We start from the raw sequence: 15,824 nt of genomic DNA, 5'->3' as shown, positions 1-15,824 counted from the left end.
CTTGTTTGTGCTGTTCCATGATTACACCCCCGCCTGTTGACGCTGATGATGCAAATGCCACGGTGCATGTTCGTACACATCCTCAAACATGCTGGCTGCACTAATGACCTGTTCGTTAGCCATGGTCCCAAAAGCTTCTGCTTCTTTCTGGGCAGCCATGACCTCTTCCAATGCCGCTTTTTCAGCCGCTTCATGCTCGGCATCAGACCAGATAGCGCGCTTGATCATGTGCTGTTTTAAGCGAGCAATGGGATCCCCTAATGGAAAATGCGACCAGTCATCGGCAGGCCGGTATTTACTCGGGTCATCTGACGTAGAATGCGGGCCTGCACGGTACGTGACCCATTCAATTAAGGTTGGACCCAAGTTGGCGCGAGCACGCTCTGCCGCCCATTTGGCCACCTCGTATGTCGCGATAAAGTCGTTACCATCCGCCCGTATAGACACAATACCACTGCCCACGCCACGCGCTGCAAAGGTGTTATTTTCACCGCCAGCAATGCCTTGAAACGAGGAAATAGCCCATTGGTTATTCACGACATTAAGTAGCACCGGGGCTTGGTAAACGTGCGCAAACGTCAGAGCCGTCTGGAAATCAGATGCTGCGGTAGCACCGTCACCAATCCATGCAGACGCAATGCTGGTGTCGTTCTTAATGGCAGAAGCCATGGCCCAGCCCACTGCTTGAATCATCTGTGTGGCCAAGTTTCCTGACAGCGAGAAAAAACCCGCATCACGCACCGAATACAACACCGGCAACTGACGGCCTTTCAACCTATCTTTCTCGTTGGAAAACAGCTGACACATCATGTCTACCAACGACACACCTTGCGTGATTAGCAGGTTTTGCTGTCGGTACGAGGGGAAACACATATCGCCTTTGGCCAGCACCATAGACTGGGCTACACCAATGGCTTCCTCACCCAAACTTTGGGTGTAAAAAGACATTTTTTTCTGTCGCTGGGCATTCACCATACGCGCATCAAACACACGCGTTTTGATCATGGCTAGCATGCCTTTGCGCAGCAGCTCTGGCGCAAGCTCTGCGGCCCACGGGCCTACCGCTGCGCCGTCATCGTCTAACACACGAACCAAGCCATACGCCAAATCGACAGTATCGCGTGCGGACACATCTAACGGGGGTTTTGCTGCTGCACCAGCAGGTTGTAAATGCAGATAAGAGAAGTCAGTAGCATGACCTGGACGGCCAGAGGGCTCGGGCACATGCAACCGTAATGCGGGAGTTTGTCTCATATTTTTCTCGCCTTCGAAAAAACTTGTGGATTTTTCGTTGCTGCTTTTATGCACTGCTTGGTGAGCAGTAAATCAATCATCGCTCATCTTTGAAAATTTCTCAAATCGACCATAGTTGGCAAAAAATGACGCGATCACACTCCGCTTGATTCCTTAGGTTTTTAACGCAGTAGTTCCTCCCACTACCACTGCTACACACCCCTACTAAAAAACACTTGTATAGTTAGTTCGTTCAGCTTAGACTGAACGGTCTATTTTTAGAATACAGAATATCTGATCAGCGCTCACTGCCTCCACCTTGCCCACTATGCCATCACATAACAACCCGGCATCCGCAGATGAGCAGTCCACCCCACCATCGTGGCCTGATCCTGAAGTTTTTATAAAAGACACCATGACACGATTTGCCGAAGCCATTTATCAATACTGGCAAGAGCCCTTCATGGGCCACACTGTGTATAGCGATGAACACCTCAGTATTGTCATTAATCCTCAGTTGGATGAAGACGAAGGCGTCACGATTCTTCACACACTTAGCAATGCACACACCCACGTCGCCCTGCTACCCAGCATTGCGGAAGCCTTACAAAGCAAGGGCGCACTGGATGACAGTGGACTAGTCACTGAAAGCCACTTGCGTGTCGCGCTGTCAGAGCTAGGCATCGTGATGCACGGCGCAGACCACCTGTATTACGTCCCCGATGAGGTTCGTCAGAGCTGGCTTAGCGAGCCTGACAGCCCCGCTATTCGCAAACTGACCGCAGACGATGCCATGTCATTTTCCGAGTTGGAATACCACACTAGCGATGACGATTTGGACATGGCCCAAGTGGCGATAGACGACTGGGCGGCCTTTGGTGTCTGGGAGCAAAGCGGCACACTTATCGGTGCAGCCAGCATCTACCCATGGGGTAATGAACACATCGTAGACCTAGGTGTGTTCACCCTTGCTACGGTGCGCGGTCAAGGACACGCCACCAAGTTAGTGCGTGCTGTAGGCCGTTATGCCATGGCACAGCACTACGAGCTGCAATACCGCAGCCAAGCCGACAACCATGCTTCTATTGCGCTAGCAGAAGCGGCCGGATTAGCGCTATTTGGATACTGGGAAATCCCCACCCCCAGCGACTCCCCCTAACCACATCAACAACAATGACAACATCCATCACACTGAAGCACCGTGTGTCCGTATCACCGATTGTGCGATTACCTGAACATGTTGCAGGACTGCAGTGGCGTCGTGTGCAGCACGCCGATATCCCCTTGCTGGTAGAACTGGCACATGCCTGCAATACCGTGGACTCCCCTTGGGAATCTACCAGTGCCAATGACTACACCCTTACTTTTGAAGAACCCAGCATCAACTTAGAGCACGATTCTGCCATAGGCTTGGATGCACAAGGGCGTGCTGTGGCTTACGGTTTGGTGTTTGGTAGCCCTACACACAACACCATTATCTGGGTAGATTTAGAGGGTATGGTGCACCCAGATAGGCGTGGCGAAGGCATAGGTTCAGCCTTACTGGCGTGGCAAGAAGAACGTGGGCAGCAGTTTCTTGCAGAGTTAGATGCTTACGCCCCCGCCCTACTTGCTGTCGCCGCATGGGACTCCGTTCAATCCAGTTGTAAGCTAGTAGAAGCACACGGCTATAGAAGCATTCGCTCATGGTTAGAGTTAGAACGCAGCCTTGCACACGCCCTACCTACTCGTCCTTTACCAGTGGGTTATCGTATAGAGAGCTACATAGGCAACGAAGAGGCCGCACGTGGTGTACATAACGATGCCTTCCGAGACCACTGGGGATCGCAACCTGTCAGCCAAGAGGAATGGCTGCGCGATAACCAGCGAGGCCCTACACGCACCGATTTATCGTTCGTGATTAAAGCGCCTACTGCTGAGGGCAGTGAGGCCGTCGTTGCCACCATCATCTGCGCCGTCCCCAAAGAGGATTGGCCAGCTCGCAGATGTCGTTTTGGCTACATACAAGTGGTAGGCGTGACATCTACCGCTAGGGGCAGAGGCCTTGCCAGTGCATTAATTGCGCATGCACTGCACGCTTTTAAAGCTGAAGGTCTGGAAGTAGCCGTATTAAGCGTGGACTCGCAAAGCCTTACTGGCGCCGTAGCGCTGTATGAACGACTGGGTTTTCACACGGTGCGCACCTCGCTCACCTTAGTCAAAGAGTATTAACGAACAGCACACTATGAGTAACTTGATCATACGCCGCGCCAGCGCGGCTGATGCACCCGCCGTATTAGCCATTTTCGATGAGGTAGTGGCCTGGTTTCTGACTATTGGCAATGAACAGCAATGGGGTGTAGAACCGTGGTCAGCACAACCACATCAACAAGCCAGAGTTTCCGAAGCCTGTTCTCTGCCCGGCGCATGGGTAGTTGAAGACCCTAACGGCACTATCTTGGCTGCCTTGGTGTTGGGCGATGCGATGCCTTACGTACCCGCAGCCACCGAACCTGAACTCTACGTGCGACTACTGATTGCCTCCCGCAACGCTAAAGCGCGCGGCGTAGGCAAACGGTTGCTGGCTTTCGCAGATGATCAAGCCCGCGTCGCCAAGCTCACACACTTGCGTGTGGATTGCTATGGCGGCGGCACTGGTGCCTTAATACGATTTTATGAATCCTGTGGCTACAAGCGCCTTGCCACCTTTGAGGTAGAAGGCTGGCCGGGACAGATTTTAGGACGTGCGCTGTAAAGAATTTACCCCTTTAGCATCGCTTGCAGCCGTAACGCTCTGTCCGTCCTCTACCTTAAAGATAGTTAGCGTCAACGGGTGATGTGAGTAGGTGCTAAGGCTCGTCGTACACAAGAAGCACCGTTGCTGAACGCTGAAATTACGGTTTAGTGGAAGCGGCTGGCACAGACCAGCCCGTTTCCACTAACTTCGTTTTTAACTCTTCTAATGCTTTCACCGTTTCTATATGGAAGTCTTTGGCTGCTTGCACACGTGCGGTGGCTTCCGGCGGTAAATCGCCGTGCTCTAACAGTTCGTCTACATAACCATTAAAGCGTACCGATTCGCGTATGCTGTGCTCTACCGCCAATGCAAACGGGTTGTTCTGCAACTGAAAAAAATCTTGGCGCTTTCCACGTATAGAGACACGCTCTATGATGCCCACGCGTTCTAGTAAGCGTGTATTGGTGCTGATACTTGCCCTACTGGCTTGCAAACGTTCGGCCAATTCAGCAAAGCTTATAGGGCCACCATCCAACAGAAAAATGCCTATTAAGCGGCCTGCAATACGCGGCATGCCGCTAGCCTCAGCTTGTAGGCCATTACGCTCTATAAACTGCTCCCTAGCATGTTGGCTGGCAGAAATTTCTTCAGTCATATCGTCACTCTTTGTTCAGTGAGACAAGTTTATCCCAAACACGAGAAGTAAGAGTGCGTTATGACCAATTACTTGCTGTAGGGCAGAAATAAGCACTCTACTGCTGTAAATAGAGTTGGTATAAACGCTTATTTGCTTCCATCGCCCACGCCACATCCAAGTCAGTCAGTATGTCAGGGAAAAAAGTCGAGCTTACTTCTATGCTGACACCTCCTACCACCAGTTTTGGGGCTTGCATGCCCAACACCTCGGACGGGTCTAACGTTGTATACGGAAACCATACCCATGCATTATCAAACGGCTCACCCATCACCTCGTGGGCAGTACCTGCTGCGATGGCATCTTCTTTGCTAGGTAATGCGGGATCACGCTTAATCTCAGCGGTAAGCAACCCTATGCTGGCAGCATAATCTTTCGCGGTGATCAGCTCTTTTCCTGCCATATTCAGCTTCCAGATACATAACCTACCTTCACCACGAGGCGTATTAAAGTACCCCTCTGTTGCCTCTGGATTCACTATTTCTATCATGCTAGTGACCGGTGCACCGATGCTATATGCCATCACCGTACAGTCTGGAAAATCCACTGCTGCGGCCTGTACATTGCCGCCCACACATAACATCCCCACCCCTAGCACTTTTTTCAACGGCTTCACTTCCACCCACCTCTTTTACCTGCTTGGTCATAACGCTCAGCACCTCTATGCTTGCTCCCTTATCGTTATGCCAGACACCACCACCAACGACGACAGACTACTCGCCATCGCCACGTTATTTGTTGTTCTTAGTACAGTAAAGCCAAAGCTGCTTTGGCTTGATCCGTTAATGGTTTTTTCTGACGTGTTTGTTTATCCGCCAACACAATCACTGTTTTCGCTACAGCGGCACATACGTCACCTGAAAAAATCACCTGTTCAGTCGTGAAGGAGCTATTGCCTATGTGGGTGACTTTGGTGCCTATCACCACTGAACCTGGCCAGTTGATTTCTGCCAAATAGTCCACGGAGATATGCGCCAACATGAACATACTGTTTTCATGATCCAACCCGTACTTGGGGTCGAACAAGATGTCTACCCTACCCATCTCAATCAACGTGACATAGACCGCATTATTCAAATGCCCTTGCGAGTCCGTATCGCGAAAACGCAATTTTTCTACGGTATGAACGGGATAATCTTTTAAATCATAATTTTTTTTCATTGTCTCTTTACATCCGTACAACAGCCACTATCTATAACAGATAGACCAAACTTTAGGGCTACATCCCCTGATTTTCTATGCATACTCAAAAGGCTGACGTCTGCACTCGTAGACCTCCCTTGCATCTGCAAATCAAGCATCGCCCTTTATACTACAAAGCAACCCCATTACGTTGCCGCATCCATAGGGAAAAATCATGAGCGCTGTCAGCATACACACCGTGCTAGATCAATTACTGAATCAACAAGATCTACCTCTAAAGGACGTGATAAATCGTCACTTCAGCCCACACTACCGACAACGCACCAATGGCGTTTGGGATGATCATGCCGCTTTCAGTCAGCACATACGTAAACTGCGTGAAGTGGTAGAGTCCGCACGTATTGAGGTACTAGACGAATTACACGATGGCAATCGTTACGCTGATAGGCACTGCGTCTATGTGACTAAGCGCGATGGTTCCACCGTGGTGCAAGAGGTATATTTGTTTGGCGAGTTAGATAGCGATGGTCGTTTTCTACGCATAGAAGAAACAACGCTAATGCTAGAAGGTGCGGAGGCTGACAGAAATATAGGCAGTGTGAAATAACATGACAGACGACAACTCATTACTCTATGCCTGCGTCATCAACGACCTAGCCTTAATCAAAGAGCGACTAGTAAACGTAAAACCCGCGCAGCTCAAAAAGAGTACACAAGAAACCGGCACGCCATTACATGCCGCTGCTCTGAATGAAAACAAAGAAGCCGTTCGCCTGTTACTTGCCGCCGGTGCAGACATCGAACTGGGTAATTTTCTACGCAATAACGCCATGCTGACATGTATAGCCGCAGGCAAACTGGACATGGCCAAGTTCTTGATAGAACAAGGCTCTGACATCAATAAAAAAGGCTGCCAAAACCGCAATGCCTTAAGCCAATTGTTGTGCTATGCGTGGGATAGAGACTTTGCCAACTACTTGGTAGAGCAAGGGTGTGATGCCACCCAAACCTCACGCGACAACTACAGTTTGCTAAACGATGCGGCGTGCCAGAACAATGGCGATGCCATCGAGTTTTTTCTGCAATTTCCGGTAGAGCCTACACATCTGAGTTCTGCTCTGTGCTGGGGAATCATCAAAAATGCTCCCACAGCCGTCAACATGCTCATAGTAAACGGTGCCAATCTAGACGAAATGTACGCCACCCGAAAAGGCTTAGAAAAAGGGGCGTACCACTTAGCTGCACTATACGAGAATGGTGTTGAGCTCATTCAACTGCTGCAACGTCATGGCATAGATTTCTCTAAAGCGCCAGAACGCGCCACAGTAGTCAGGTTAGATAAAACCAAACTCAGCCCCTTGGAATACGCAAAAGCGCATTTCGCCAAATGGCCTGAGGCTAGCTATTTGGCGGCGAATATTGCGGCGATGGAAGCGTAACGGCTTGCGCATTACTGGTTACGCAACAAAGCTTCTGTACTCACACCCACACTATGGCGCACTCTGCATGACAACACGAACGCAAACAGTACGCCTAATGTTAAGGCACTCAGCATAGTTACGTGACCAAAGTGATCTAAGATCACACCGGCCAGAATAGGGACCGCCATGCGTGCAAGGGTAAAAATGGTTGATTGCAAGCCATAGTCAGAGGCATTGCGTTGACGACGTGTGAAAAACATCGTTAGCCCAAATAACAATGCTGACACCGCCCCCATACTGGCAGCAATACTCAGCGCAATCACCACTAGCCATGTAGTCCCCCACTCTGCCCATACGGCTACCGTCAACAGTGATAATGACAACAACGCGGCCAATAGATAAATAGGAATGGCGCGTGCGGCCCCTAAAAATGAGGCCAGACGCCCTCCTAACAAGCTAAATACGGCTCCGGTGATACCACCCGCTATCCCTACTGTCCACGCCACCTCTTCTAATGGCATGTTTTGATCCAGCATCAAGGGTTTCAAATAAAACCACACTGCGCCGATAAATGGAAAGCTAGTCAGAAGTAGACTAGTCCATTGTTTAGCGCCCTCTTGTCCAAAAAAGCTGGCCCAGTCAGCCACGAAGCCTGTAGGTGCGTGTGTCGTTGCCTCGCTCTGCAATCCGGCTTTGGAGCGTAAAAATGCAAAGGGTATGCACCCTAGTAGCAGCGCTACGCCCATCATGACAAACGGTGCTTGCCACCCCCACTTAGCCTGTACCAGCACCATCACACCCGCCCCGATGATAGCGCCCAAAAACAAGGCTGCCGACCGTATGCTGCCTGCTCGTAACTGTTCAGCGCGAGGTAAGTACTGAACCGCCAACGCATTCAATGGAATATCCATCCAAGTCGCCACAATACTGATGCCAAAGGTTAATGCGAACAGGGACACACGGTCATTAATCAGGTTGGCCTTGCCTATACCCACGTACAACATCAACAGCAAGACGGCCATCACCCATAGCCAATTCACAAAATGTGCAGTACCTAGTCGTACTCGCTGCACAGGCATAGCCAGCAACAACTTAAAAATAGCTGGCAATGCGGCCAACTGGAACAACCCTATTTCAGTGCCAGACCAACCATGCTGACGCATCACTAATGGCATGCCCAACAGTAAATAAATACTGGGTACAGCCAATACCAAATTCATCCAACCAAACAGTAGCTGTGCGCCCCACATTCTCCACGCTGTCATTGTTCCTACCCTCATTCCTTACGTGCAATCACAGCCGCTACCGGTGCGACAGGAAAGCGCACGGCGTCGTACTGCTGTATTTGTGTAAATCCCACCTGTTGCAACTTCTGAGCTAATTGCCCCTCTGGCCAAACCTGTCGGCCTTGCATACGCATATGCAAGTAGTAATGCAATACAGCGGTAGCCTTATGCGCTTCTGCAGGCACTTCGGCATGGCAACACACCAGCACACCACCAGAACGTAAAGCCTGATACAAGCGCTGTAGTACCGTCTCTATATCTGGCACAAAATGCAAAACCGACGAACACCAGATAATGTCGTAATCCGCCCCAAACCCATCCGTGAGTAAATCACCCGCCATAGTGTGTACGCGGCGCTCTAGGCCTGCAGCCACAATGCGTTGCTGCGCCACCTCTGCTGCTTCGGGATATTCAAATACCACGGCCTGCAACTCGGGTTGCTGCTGCGCTAAAGCAATGGCAACCAAACCAGGGCCACCGCCCAAATCCAATAAGCGTTGCGCTTTCTCATACTCCGGCAAGCCTGCCACTAACTCACACGCCACCTCTGTGGTCACGGCGAGTTGTTCTTGTGCAATTTGTAGGCGTGCGGCCTCTGCCCACCCTTTTTGTACTCGTTCTGGCTCGGGCACATCCACGACTCCTGTTGTGAGCAAGCCCTCTAGCTGTGTACCCACACGTCGCAAAATCGTGTGTCTAAATAACAAAGCATCCCCGCAATACAACGGTGATGCAGCATTGAGATAACGTCTACTGTCAGAGGTATTCCGGTATAGTCTGACAGTGCCACCTTGACACTCCACCAGCCCTAAACCACTCAATAGCTCCAGGAAATAATCCGTATTGGTGGCATCGAACCCCAATCGCAGGGCCAACTCTGCTGCTGACAGCCATTGATCTAGCTGTGTAAATACACCGTGCTGCAATGCCAGTTGCAAGGCATCAGCACTCAATCCTGCCAATTGCATATCCCAACAGGGCTGTAAGGCATGTGGTTTACCCAATGACTCTATAGAAACGGCTGGTTCTGTTGCGTGGTACGACATCATTTCTTACCTCTACTCGTTACTTTTCAATCGCTATCGCTACATCAGAGAGAAATGATATACACTAAATGAGAATAATTCACATTAAGATCTATGCAAAACGTAGAGATTCATATGCGAGACGTTATGACTAGGGGAAATCATGAGTACGCGTAAACAGGGCTATCGTTTAACCACTGAAGAGCCCAGATCTAGGCATGTACTTCAGGATGGCAGAGTACGGCTGCAACTGCCTGATGAGTTAGGCCATTGTTACGCTGACTCAGTAGAGCTAGAACCCGGTTTTTCATTGGGACGACTGCACTATCACCCTAGCTTTTCTCTGGTAGAAGAAAGCCAAGGCCCGCATGCAGGCCGTGTCATGGTCATTACCGTAGGCTTACAAGGGGAGTCCGCTTATCAGGGAGAACGCACCCCCGACCTACTGTTCAAAGCCGGTCACACCACGGTGACAGCCTTTCACTCACTACGCGGTGAGCGCCACTATCAAGAAGATCAGTCTGTATCGCAGCTACGTTTAATCATCAGTGAATCAGCACTACATAAATATGTGGGCTCAGAACGAGCGACTCAGCTCTTGGATTGTGCCGGCCTACATAGGCTCTCTTTCCACAGCAGCAGCCAAGCCACGATGGCACATGCCGCTGCGTTGACTCGCTATATGCAGCCTAGCAATCACGACCAACCACTGCATACACAAAAACTGAATCTGCATATTCATGCTCTCAGCTTACTCGCTGAGCAATTCAATCGTCTTACCCCCACTACTCCCCAACCCGCAGCACCACTCTCGGTAGAAGACATACAACGAGTAGAACGCGCACGCGACCTGCTCAGTTCGCAGTTGGACCAAGCCATTACCGTCGAATACTTAGCCACAACCGTGGGGATCAACGAGCACAAACTCAAAGAGGGTTTTCGTTATTTGTATGACAACACGCCCATAGGCTTGCTACTCGAACTACGTATGCGCAAAGCCTATACCCTACTGGAATCGGGCCTACAGGTTGCTCAAACGGCTTGGCAAGTGGGCTACAAATACCCCAACAACTTCTCCGTTGCATTCACTCGGTATTTTGGTCGATCTCCTAAATCTATTTTTGGCAATAAACGCCTATAACAGCACCTTTATCTAGACGACTACGCGTGACCAACATCCCTCATCCACACTGCTCGCGCATCTAAAGTCGTAGCGTGTCACCCCGCATTGACACCCTCGTTATGCCGCAGCATAGAAATTGCTCCGTCACGCATACAAATCTAAGTGATAACTATTCTTATTGATAAGCATAATATCCCGGTGCCAAGCAGCATCGATGGGTATAGCCCTCAACTTGCCTGGTCACCACATCAAAAAGCGCCCTCTAGGCGCACGGGGATTTTTGTTTAACACACGGGGCTGGGGTTCGTTTTATGTACGCCGTTTCATCACCATTAGAAAAAAAACACACGCTTAAACCGCTGGTATACGCCATGATTTTGGCATTTTATGCTGGGCATGTGCAGGCACAACCAGTAGGGATTCCAGGTAGCGCATCTAGCAGTACAGACCGTACATCAAAACTGCAAACCATTACGGTTAAAGGCAATCAGGAAACGCCTGATGAGGTAGGAAAATCGGATGTATACGCCAAAGACATCTCTAATGTGTATGCGGGTAAAGACGAAATAGAACTGTACAAAGGTAGCTCAGCGGGCGATTTATTCAAAGGTTTAAACGGTGTCTATGCAGGTGATTCGCGCAATAGCGGTGCGTTAGACCCGAACATCCGCGGTATCCAAGGTGAAGGCCGTATTCCCTTAACGGTAGATGGAACAGAACAAGCCACCTCTGTCTGGTTAGGGCCAGCGGGCGTGGCCAACCGCAACTATGTTGATCCCAATATGATCAGCAGTATTTTGGTGGAAAAAGGCGTGTCCGGTAGCACGGGCCCCGTTGGTATGGGGGGTACGGTACAAATCCGCACACTACAGGTGGACGATATCATCAAACACGGCGAGAGTTTTGGGATTGAGCTGAAAGCAGAGACAGCGACAAACTCCACCAAACCCAATGAGCGCTCTTTTGGGGTATTTGGTAAAGACTATAGGGATATACCGGGTGCTGTGTTTGATAAAGGCGGTACCAATGGCGTGATTTTGCCTAGTGATATTGCTCAAGCTCGCTTACCTAAAACTGGGAATGGCGGCAAAGATTTCAATTTAGAAGATCACTCTTACCGCCTTGCCATTGCCAATAAAAGTGAGCACCTAGACGTACTGGCCGCTTACAGTTACAGAACCCGTGGCAATTACTTTAGTGGTAAAAACAATAGCGACAAATACGAGCACGACAGTTGGCAAGAACAAGCGAAGCAAGATAATCACCCCTCTTACACCTTCCCTAGGGTGAGCTACATTGCAAAATACTACCAGCCGGGTGATGAGATATTAAACACATCTAGCGAACTAGAAACCACGCTGCTCAAAGGCACGCTGCGCCTGCCTCATGATCAAACCATCGACATGGGTTATATGCGCAGTAACCACAAATTTGGAGAAAACGTCCCTTGGAATGTGGTCTGGGCCGTGCATGCTTTAGATGGTTATGGCAATAAAACCATCGCTCAAAATGAAAACCCTTATAGCAGAGTTAAACAAGACACGTGGAACCTGAATTACGCGTGGAACCCTGAGGGCAACCCCTACATTAACTTCAAAGCCGGCGTCTGGCTTACACAAAGTGATAGCGCACGACATCAGAATGGTGATGTTATTTTTGGCACCCAAGGGGATGGCTGGAATGGCCGAGATAACGACTGGGATAACTATACCGACTGCCATATAAACGGTAGAGATATGCCTGCGTGCGCCAATATACCTAACACGCCACCAGATAAAGCCCCTAACGAAGATGGCCGTTACAACATCACTGCGCGCGCCTTACAAATTACCGACCACCGCCGTACTGGCTTTAACCTTAGCAATGCCATGACCTTACATCCCACCTTGGATTTGAGTGTGTCGGCAGATTTCACCAGAGAAAAGTTGAAACAGCGCGATGCCTCAGAAGATCTGAAGCATTTAACTGAGCTCACATGGGGGATTAATCACATGGGGCCACGATCGGGGACGCGCCAACAATGGAATTTTGGCTTTAACTTCGATTGGCGCCCTACTGACTGGCTACAAGTCAATGCAGGAGCCAGATATAGCGACTACTGGTCTTACGATGACAAGCTGGCCGACATGCGTAGCCAGCAACATCCTCACTGGGCTACTCAACCAACCCTGAAGGGGTACAACTACCGTGTACAACGTTTAATGAGCGATCAGGAGGTGACTGAATATGAAAACAAAGTTATTCAGGATCTCCTTCCTAGCTACGAAAAGTACAAAGAAGACTGGCAAGTCGCGTACGACTTCGACCCAAGCTTTGTTGATGGCCCACTCATGGACATTGAAACGTTCAGTGGTGATCAGCTACAGCAAGGAAAAATCAACGGATACCGCTACACCGAAGAAAGCGTCTATGTGCCCTCTGGCGACAACCACAGAGGTTATGCCGCCAACAACCCTTTTACTAACGGTGAGATAGACTCCACTGAGCAAGTCACAAATGCCCAAGGCCAAGAAGGCACTGTCAACAAATACATCCCCGTCACAAGCGGCGGCGGTCGCAAACCGGTGTACCAAGACGAGTCCGAAATTAAGGACAAATGGGAGAAACCCAAAAAACAAAAAGACCACGCTTGGGTACCGCATATTGGGCTCACTGCCTTCATTACCGACGATATACGCGTTTACGCCCGCTATAACGAATTTGTGCGGTTCCCCAGCCTATTTGAATCATCACTAGCAATGGCGGGCAGCAATAAGCGCTCTACGGGTGTGGCCGGTAACCCTGAACACGCTTACAACTGGGAAATAGGTTATGTGCATGATTTGTCAAGCTTTTTCCCTAGCCTAGAATATGCTGACCTGAAGGTTAACTACTTCCACAACCGCATCAAAAACTACATAGATAGAGATTGGGACTTCAATATTACGCAGTTTGCCGAAAAAACCATGTCAGGGATTGAGCTGCAAACGCGTATAGATACAGGTAAATACTTTGCCAATTTTGGTGGTACCTACCGCATTAAACAACAATTGTGCGACCACGATTACGCTCAAACCTTTACCCCCATTCCTGGTTTTTCTACTGGGGGTGAAATGCCTAGTTGCGTGGATGGCGGCTTTCCTCGAACGTTTGCCCGTACTAGCTTGCAACCCAAGTACTCACTCAACCTAGATGTAGGGGCTCGTTTATTCAATGAAGACCTATTGATAGGTGCTAGGGCCGTGTACCACAGTGAAGCCAAAAACAAGGATGAAACGGCCATGAACTCTTGGGGCTTCAATAAAAGCAACTACTGGAACCCCATCCTAGTCTTTGATGCCTACGCCAGCTACCAAATTCACGAAAACCTGAATGTAGACCTTGCCGTGAGCAACATCACCAATCAGTACTACCTAGACCCTATGGCGCGCACCGCCCTGCCCGCTCCAGGTCGCACCATACGTATGGGATTAACCGCCCGTTTCTAGGTGCATAGAGTAAGTGTGTGACGTTAGGCCGCTCTGAGAAAGCGGCCTTTTTTTACGGCTTTAAGGCCTGCAGCACATGCGCCAGTTTTTTAACCCCCACCTCCATCTCACCCGGAGTGTGCGCAGCAAAGCCCATTAGAAACCCGGCCTTATGCTTGGTTGATGCATGCAAAGCCGTTAAGCCCAACAGATCTATACCCGCGCGTTTGGCGGTTTCTACCGCAACCGCTTCAGGAATATCCTGAGTCAGTATGCACGGCATTTGCATGCCCCCTTTAGGCACGCGAGGCTCTAGAAAATCAACCAGATAGGTACGTACCAAACGTTCTAGTACATCGCGCCGCTCGGCATAGACAGCACGCATGGTACGTATGTGTGCGCTGAAATGTCCGCCCTCTATAAAGCGCGCTAGCGTTAGCTGTGGCAAGGGTGCGCTATGCCCATCCAATAAGGTACGGGCAACAGTCATCGGGGCCACCAATTGCGGCGGCAGCACCATATAGCCTATGCGTAAGCCTGGGAATAACGACTTGCTGAATGTGCCTATGTAAATGGTGCGTTCATGCGGGTCTAAGCCTTGTACGCAAGCCGTGGGTTTACTGGCGTAGTGAAACTCACTGTCGTAATCGTCTTCGATAATCCATGCCTGCTCACGCTGCGCCCACTCGATAATGGCCAAGCGCCTTTCTAGTGCTAACGTCGCCCCCGTGGGAAACTGATGCGATGGCGTTAGAAACACGGCTTTGGCGGCAACCTCAGCTTGGGCTGCCTGTAGCTGCTCTACTTTCATCCCATCTGCATCCAAGGGCACAGGTACGCACTGCAACCCTGCCGCATCAAAGGCTTTACGCGCCCCGTGATATACCGGATCTTCCACAAAGATTCGGTCTCCGGCATCCAACAGCACCGTGGCGCATAGCGTGAGGGCTTGCTGCGAACTGGTCAGCACCAGAACTCGATCTGGCGTAGCGTGTGCTCCGCGCTCTAAATTAACGTAATCCGCAATCGCACGGCGCAATGACTCTACGCCCTGCGGCTCACTGTGCAACAAGGCTTGGGTGCCATATTCTTTAATCTCTAAGCGCTGTAAACGCTCCCACGTATGCAAGGGGAAATTGCGCGTTTCCGGTACGCCAGGCGCAAAGGCTCGAGGCGCCACAAAGTCTCGCAAACCACCGCTGCTAAACATCGCACTGCCACGTTGGCTTAAGCGTAAAGCCGGTTTGGGAGCACTAGAGCGTCTGACCAAACCTCGCCCAGGTAAGCGCTGTACTTGCTCAGAGATAAAGGTACCACTGCCTACGCGCCGCTCAATGAACCCTTCGGTATGCAATTGGCTGTAGGCCTCTTCTACGGTTCCGCGCGATACACCTAAGGATTTTGCTAAGGCGCGTGAGGCTGGCAGCGGGTGCCCTGCTTTCAATGCCCCATCCAAAATGAGCTGTCTTACGGCCAAGCGTATGCGCACATGCAGCGGCAAGGCTTCATGTACAGGATCATTCATCCATACTTTGACTGACTCTAGTTGGGCATGCTTAAACAATGGTCTATACACCTTGAAAAAAGTGGCTATGAATACTGGTCCATTTACGATGTATAAAACAGTTAGGTCTTTGTCGCAATGCCATGTTTCTAGCCAGCCACACCTAGACCAATTCTTTGCTCTCTATCGTCTGCGCACGGTAGCTGTTTCATCCTTGATCAAAAAGGGGTAAG

The 15,824-nt window shown here is 50.2% G+C and carries 14 protein-coding genes; 7 read left to right on the top strand and 7 right to left on the bottom strand.

Features of this window, described 5'->3' with window-relative positions; genetic code table 11:
• Positions 1–21: 21 nt before the first annotated feature.
• A complete protein-coding gene (locus ACLO87_RS06540) occupies positions 22–1,254 on the bottom strand; it encodes a 3-methyl-2-oxobutanoate dehydrogenase (2-methylpropanoyl-transferring) subunit alpha (protein WP_430223123.1) in 1,233 nt (410 codons plus the stop codon).
• A 394-nt stretch (positions 1,255–1,648) separates the two neighbouring features.
• On the opposite strand from ACLO87_RS06540, the gene ACLO87_RS06535 reads away from it, so the two are divergent.
• The 3 genes from ACLO87_RS06535 to ACLO87_RS06525 are packed head-to-tail and all read left to right on the top strand — an operon-like array spanning position 1,649 to position 3,967.
• Positions 1,649–2,392 (top strand): GNAT family N-acetyltransferase, encoded by a 744-nt coding sequence (locus tag ACLO87_RS06535; protein WP_430223122.1) that lies wholly within the window; start codon positions 1,649–1,651, stop codon positions 2,390–2,392.
• A 14-nt stretch (positions 2,393–2,406) separates the two neighbouring features.
• Positions 2,407–3,444, top strand: a complete 1,038-nt coding sequence (locus ACLO87_RS06530; RefSeq protein ID WP_430223121.1) for a GNAT family N-acetyltransferase — start codon at positions 2,407–2,409, stop codon at positions 3,442–3,444.
• Positions 3,445–3,457: 13 nt separating this feature from the next.
• Complete coding sequence (locus ACLO87_RS06525; protein WP_430223120.1) at positions 3,458–3,967, top strand: GNAT family N-acetyltransferase; 510 nt, start codon at positions 3,458–3,460, stop codon at positions 3,965–3,967.
• A gap of 139 nt (positions 3,968–4,106) precedes the next feature.
• Here the strand turns inward: ACLO87_RS06525 and ACLO87_RS06520 are convergent, their stop codons facing one another.
• The 3 genes from ACLO87_RS06520 to ACLO87_RS06510 form a co-directional block, all read right to left on the bottom strand.
• Positions 4,107–4,604, bottom strand: a complete 498-nt coding sequence (locus tag ACLO87_RS06520) for a GbsR/MarR family transcriptional regulator (RefSeq protein WP_430223119.1) — start codon at positions 4,602–4,604, stop codon at positions 4,107–4,109.
• Between the two features lie 97 nt (positions 4,605–4,701).
• Complete coding sequence (locus ACLO87_RS06515; protein ID WP_430223118.1) at positions 4,702–5,259, bottom strand: hypothetical protein; 558 nt, start codon at positions 5,257–5,259, stop codon at positions 4,702–4,704.
• 128 nt (positions 5,260–5,387) lie between these two features.
• Positions 5,388–5,804 carry an acyl-CoA thioesterase gene (locus tag ACLO87_RS06510; RefSeq protein ID WP_135864799.1) on the bottom strand — a complete coding sequence of 139 codons (417 nt, stop codon included), beginning with the start codon at positions 5,802–5,804 and terminating at the stop codon, positions 5,388–5,390.
• 196 nt (positions 5,805–6,000) lie between these two features.
• Between ACLO87_RS06510 and ACLO87_RS06505 the strand changes: the two genes are divergently transcribed.
• Positions 6,001–6,393, top strand: a complete 393-nt coding sequence (locus ACLO87_RS06505; RefSeq protein ID WP_430223117.1) for a nuclear transport factor 2 family protein — start codon at positions 6,001–6,003, stop codon at positions 6,391–6,393.
• A gap of 1 nt (position 6,394) precedes the next feature.
• Positions 6,395–7,225, top strand: coding sequence for an ankyrin repeat domain-containing protein (locus tag ACLO87_RS06500; protein WP_430223116.1), 831 nt, complete (start codon positions 6,395–6,397; stop codon positions 7,223–7,225).
• 11 nt (positions 7,226–7,236) lie between these two features.
• On the opposite strand, the gene ACLO87_RS06495 is transcribed toward ACLO87_RS06500, so the two are convergent.
• Both ACLO87_RS06495 and ACLO87_RS06490 read right to left on the bottom strand, forming a co-directional pair.
• Entirely contained in the window at positions 7,237–8,472 is a 1,236-nt protein-coding gene (locus ACLO87_RS06495; RefSeq protein ID WP_430223115.1) for an MFS transporter, read from the bottom strand.
• Positions 8,473–8,483: 11 nt separating this feature from the next.
• On the bottom strand, positions 8,484–9,542 hold the full coding sequence (locus ACLO87_RS06490) for a methyltransferase (protein ID WP_430223114.1): 1,059 nt from the start codon (positions 9,540–9,542) through the stop codon (positions 8,484–8,486).
• Between the two features lie 139 nt (positions 9,543–9,681).
• Here ACLO87_RS06490 and ACLO87_RS06485 point away from each other — a divergent pair, with 139 nt between their 5' ends.
• The gene (locus tag ACLO87_RS06485; protein WP_135864806.1) at positions 9,682–10,659 is read left to right on the top strand and encodes a helix-turn-helix domain-containing protein; all 978 of its coding nucleotides are present in this window, start codon (positions 9,682–9,684) and stop codon (positions 10,657–10,659) included.
• Positions 10,660–10,952: 293 nt separating this feature from the next.
• On the top strand, positions 10,953–14,108 hold the full coding sequence (locus ACLO87_RS06480) for a TonB-dependent receptor domain-containing protein (RefSeq protein WP_430223113.1): 3,156 nt from the start codon (positions 10,953–10,955) through the stop codon (positions 14,106–14,108).
• A gap of 52 nt (positions 14,109–14,160) precedes the next feature.
• On the opposite strand, the gene pdxR is transcribed toward ACLO87_RS06480, so the two are convergent.
• On the bottom strand, positions 14,161–15,651 hold the full coding sequence (gene pdxR / locus ACLO87_RS06475) for a MocR-like pyridoxine biosynthesis transcription factor PdxR (RefSeq protein ID WP_430223111.1): 1,491 nt from the start codon (positions 15,649–15,651) through the stop codon (positions 14,161–14,163).
• Positions 15,652–15,824: the final 173 nt, after the last annotated feature.

The organism is Paenalcaligenes sp. Me52 (assembly GCF_050487965.1).
Taxonomy (GTDB): Bacteria; Pseudomonadota; Gammaproteobacteria; order Burkholderiales; family Burkholderiaceae_B; genus Paenalcaligenes.
The sequence above is the reverse complement of the archived record's forward strand: the minus strand, read 5'-3'. Positions and strand labels throughout refer to the sequence as shown.

Excerpts from the sequence above, each read along its gene's own strand:
- ACLO87_RS06540 (WP_430223123.1), bottom strand. The coding sequence starts at position 1,254 with ATGAGACAAACTCCCGCATTACGGTTGCATGTGCCCGAGCCCTCTGGC.
- ACLO87_RS06535 (WP_430223122.1), top strand. The coding sequence starts at position 1,649 with ATGACACGATTTGCCGAAGCCATTTATCAATACTGGCAAGAGCCCTTC.
- ACLO87_RS06530 (WP_430223121.1), top strand. The coding sequence starts at position 2,407 with ATGACAACATCCATCACACTGAAGCACCGTGTGTCCGTATCACCGATT.
- ACLO87_RS06525 (WP_430223120.1), top strand. The coding sequence starts at position 3,458 with ATGAGTAACTTGATCATACGCCGCGCCAGCGCGGCTGATGCACCCGCC.
- ACLO87_RS06520 (WP_430223119.1), bottom strand. The coding sequence starts at position 4,604 with ATGACTGAAGAAATTTCTGCCAGCCAACATGCTAGGGAGCAGTTTATA.
- ACLO87_RS06510 (WP_135864799.1), bottom strand. The coding sequence starts at position 5,804 with ATGAAAAAAAATTATGATTTAAAAGATTATCCCGTTCATACCGTAGAA.
- ACLO87_RS06505 (WP_430223117.1), top strand. The coding sequence starts at position 6,001 with ATGAGCGCTGTCAGCATACACACCGTGCTAGATCAATTACTGAATCAA.
- ACLO87_RS06500 (WP_430223116.1), top strand. The coding sequence starts at position 6,395 with ATGACAGACGACAACTCATTACTCTATGCCTGCGTCATCAACGACCTA.
- ACLO87_RS06495 (WP_430223115.1), bottom strand. The coding sequence starts at position 8,472 with ATGACAGCGTGGAGAATGTGGGGCGCACAGCTACTGTTTGGTTGGATG.
- ACLO87_RS06490 (WP_430223114.1), bottom strand. The coding sequence starts at position 9,542 with ATGATGTCGTACCACGCAACAGAACCAGCCGTTTCTATAGAGTCATTG.
- ACLO87_RS06485 (WP_135864806.1), top strand. The coding sequence starts at position 9,682 with ATGAGTACGCGTAAACAGGGCTATCGTTTAACCACTGAAGAGCCCAGA.
- ACLO87_RS06480 (WP_430223113.1), top strand. The coding sequence starts at position 10,953 with ATGTACGCCGTTTCATCACCATTAGAAAAAAAACACACGCTTAAACCG.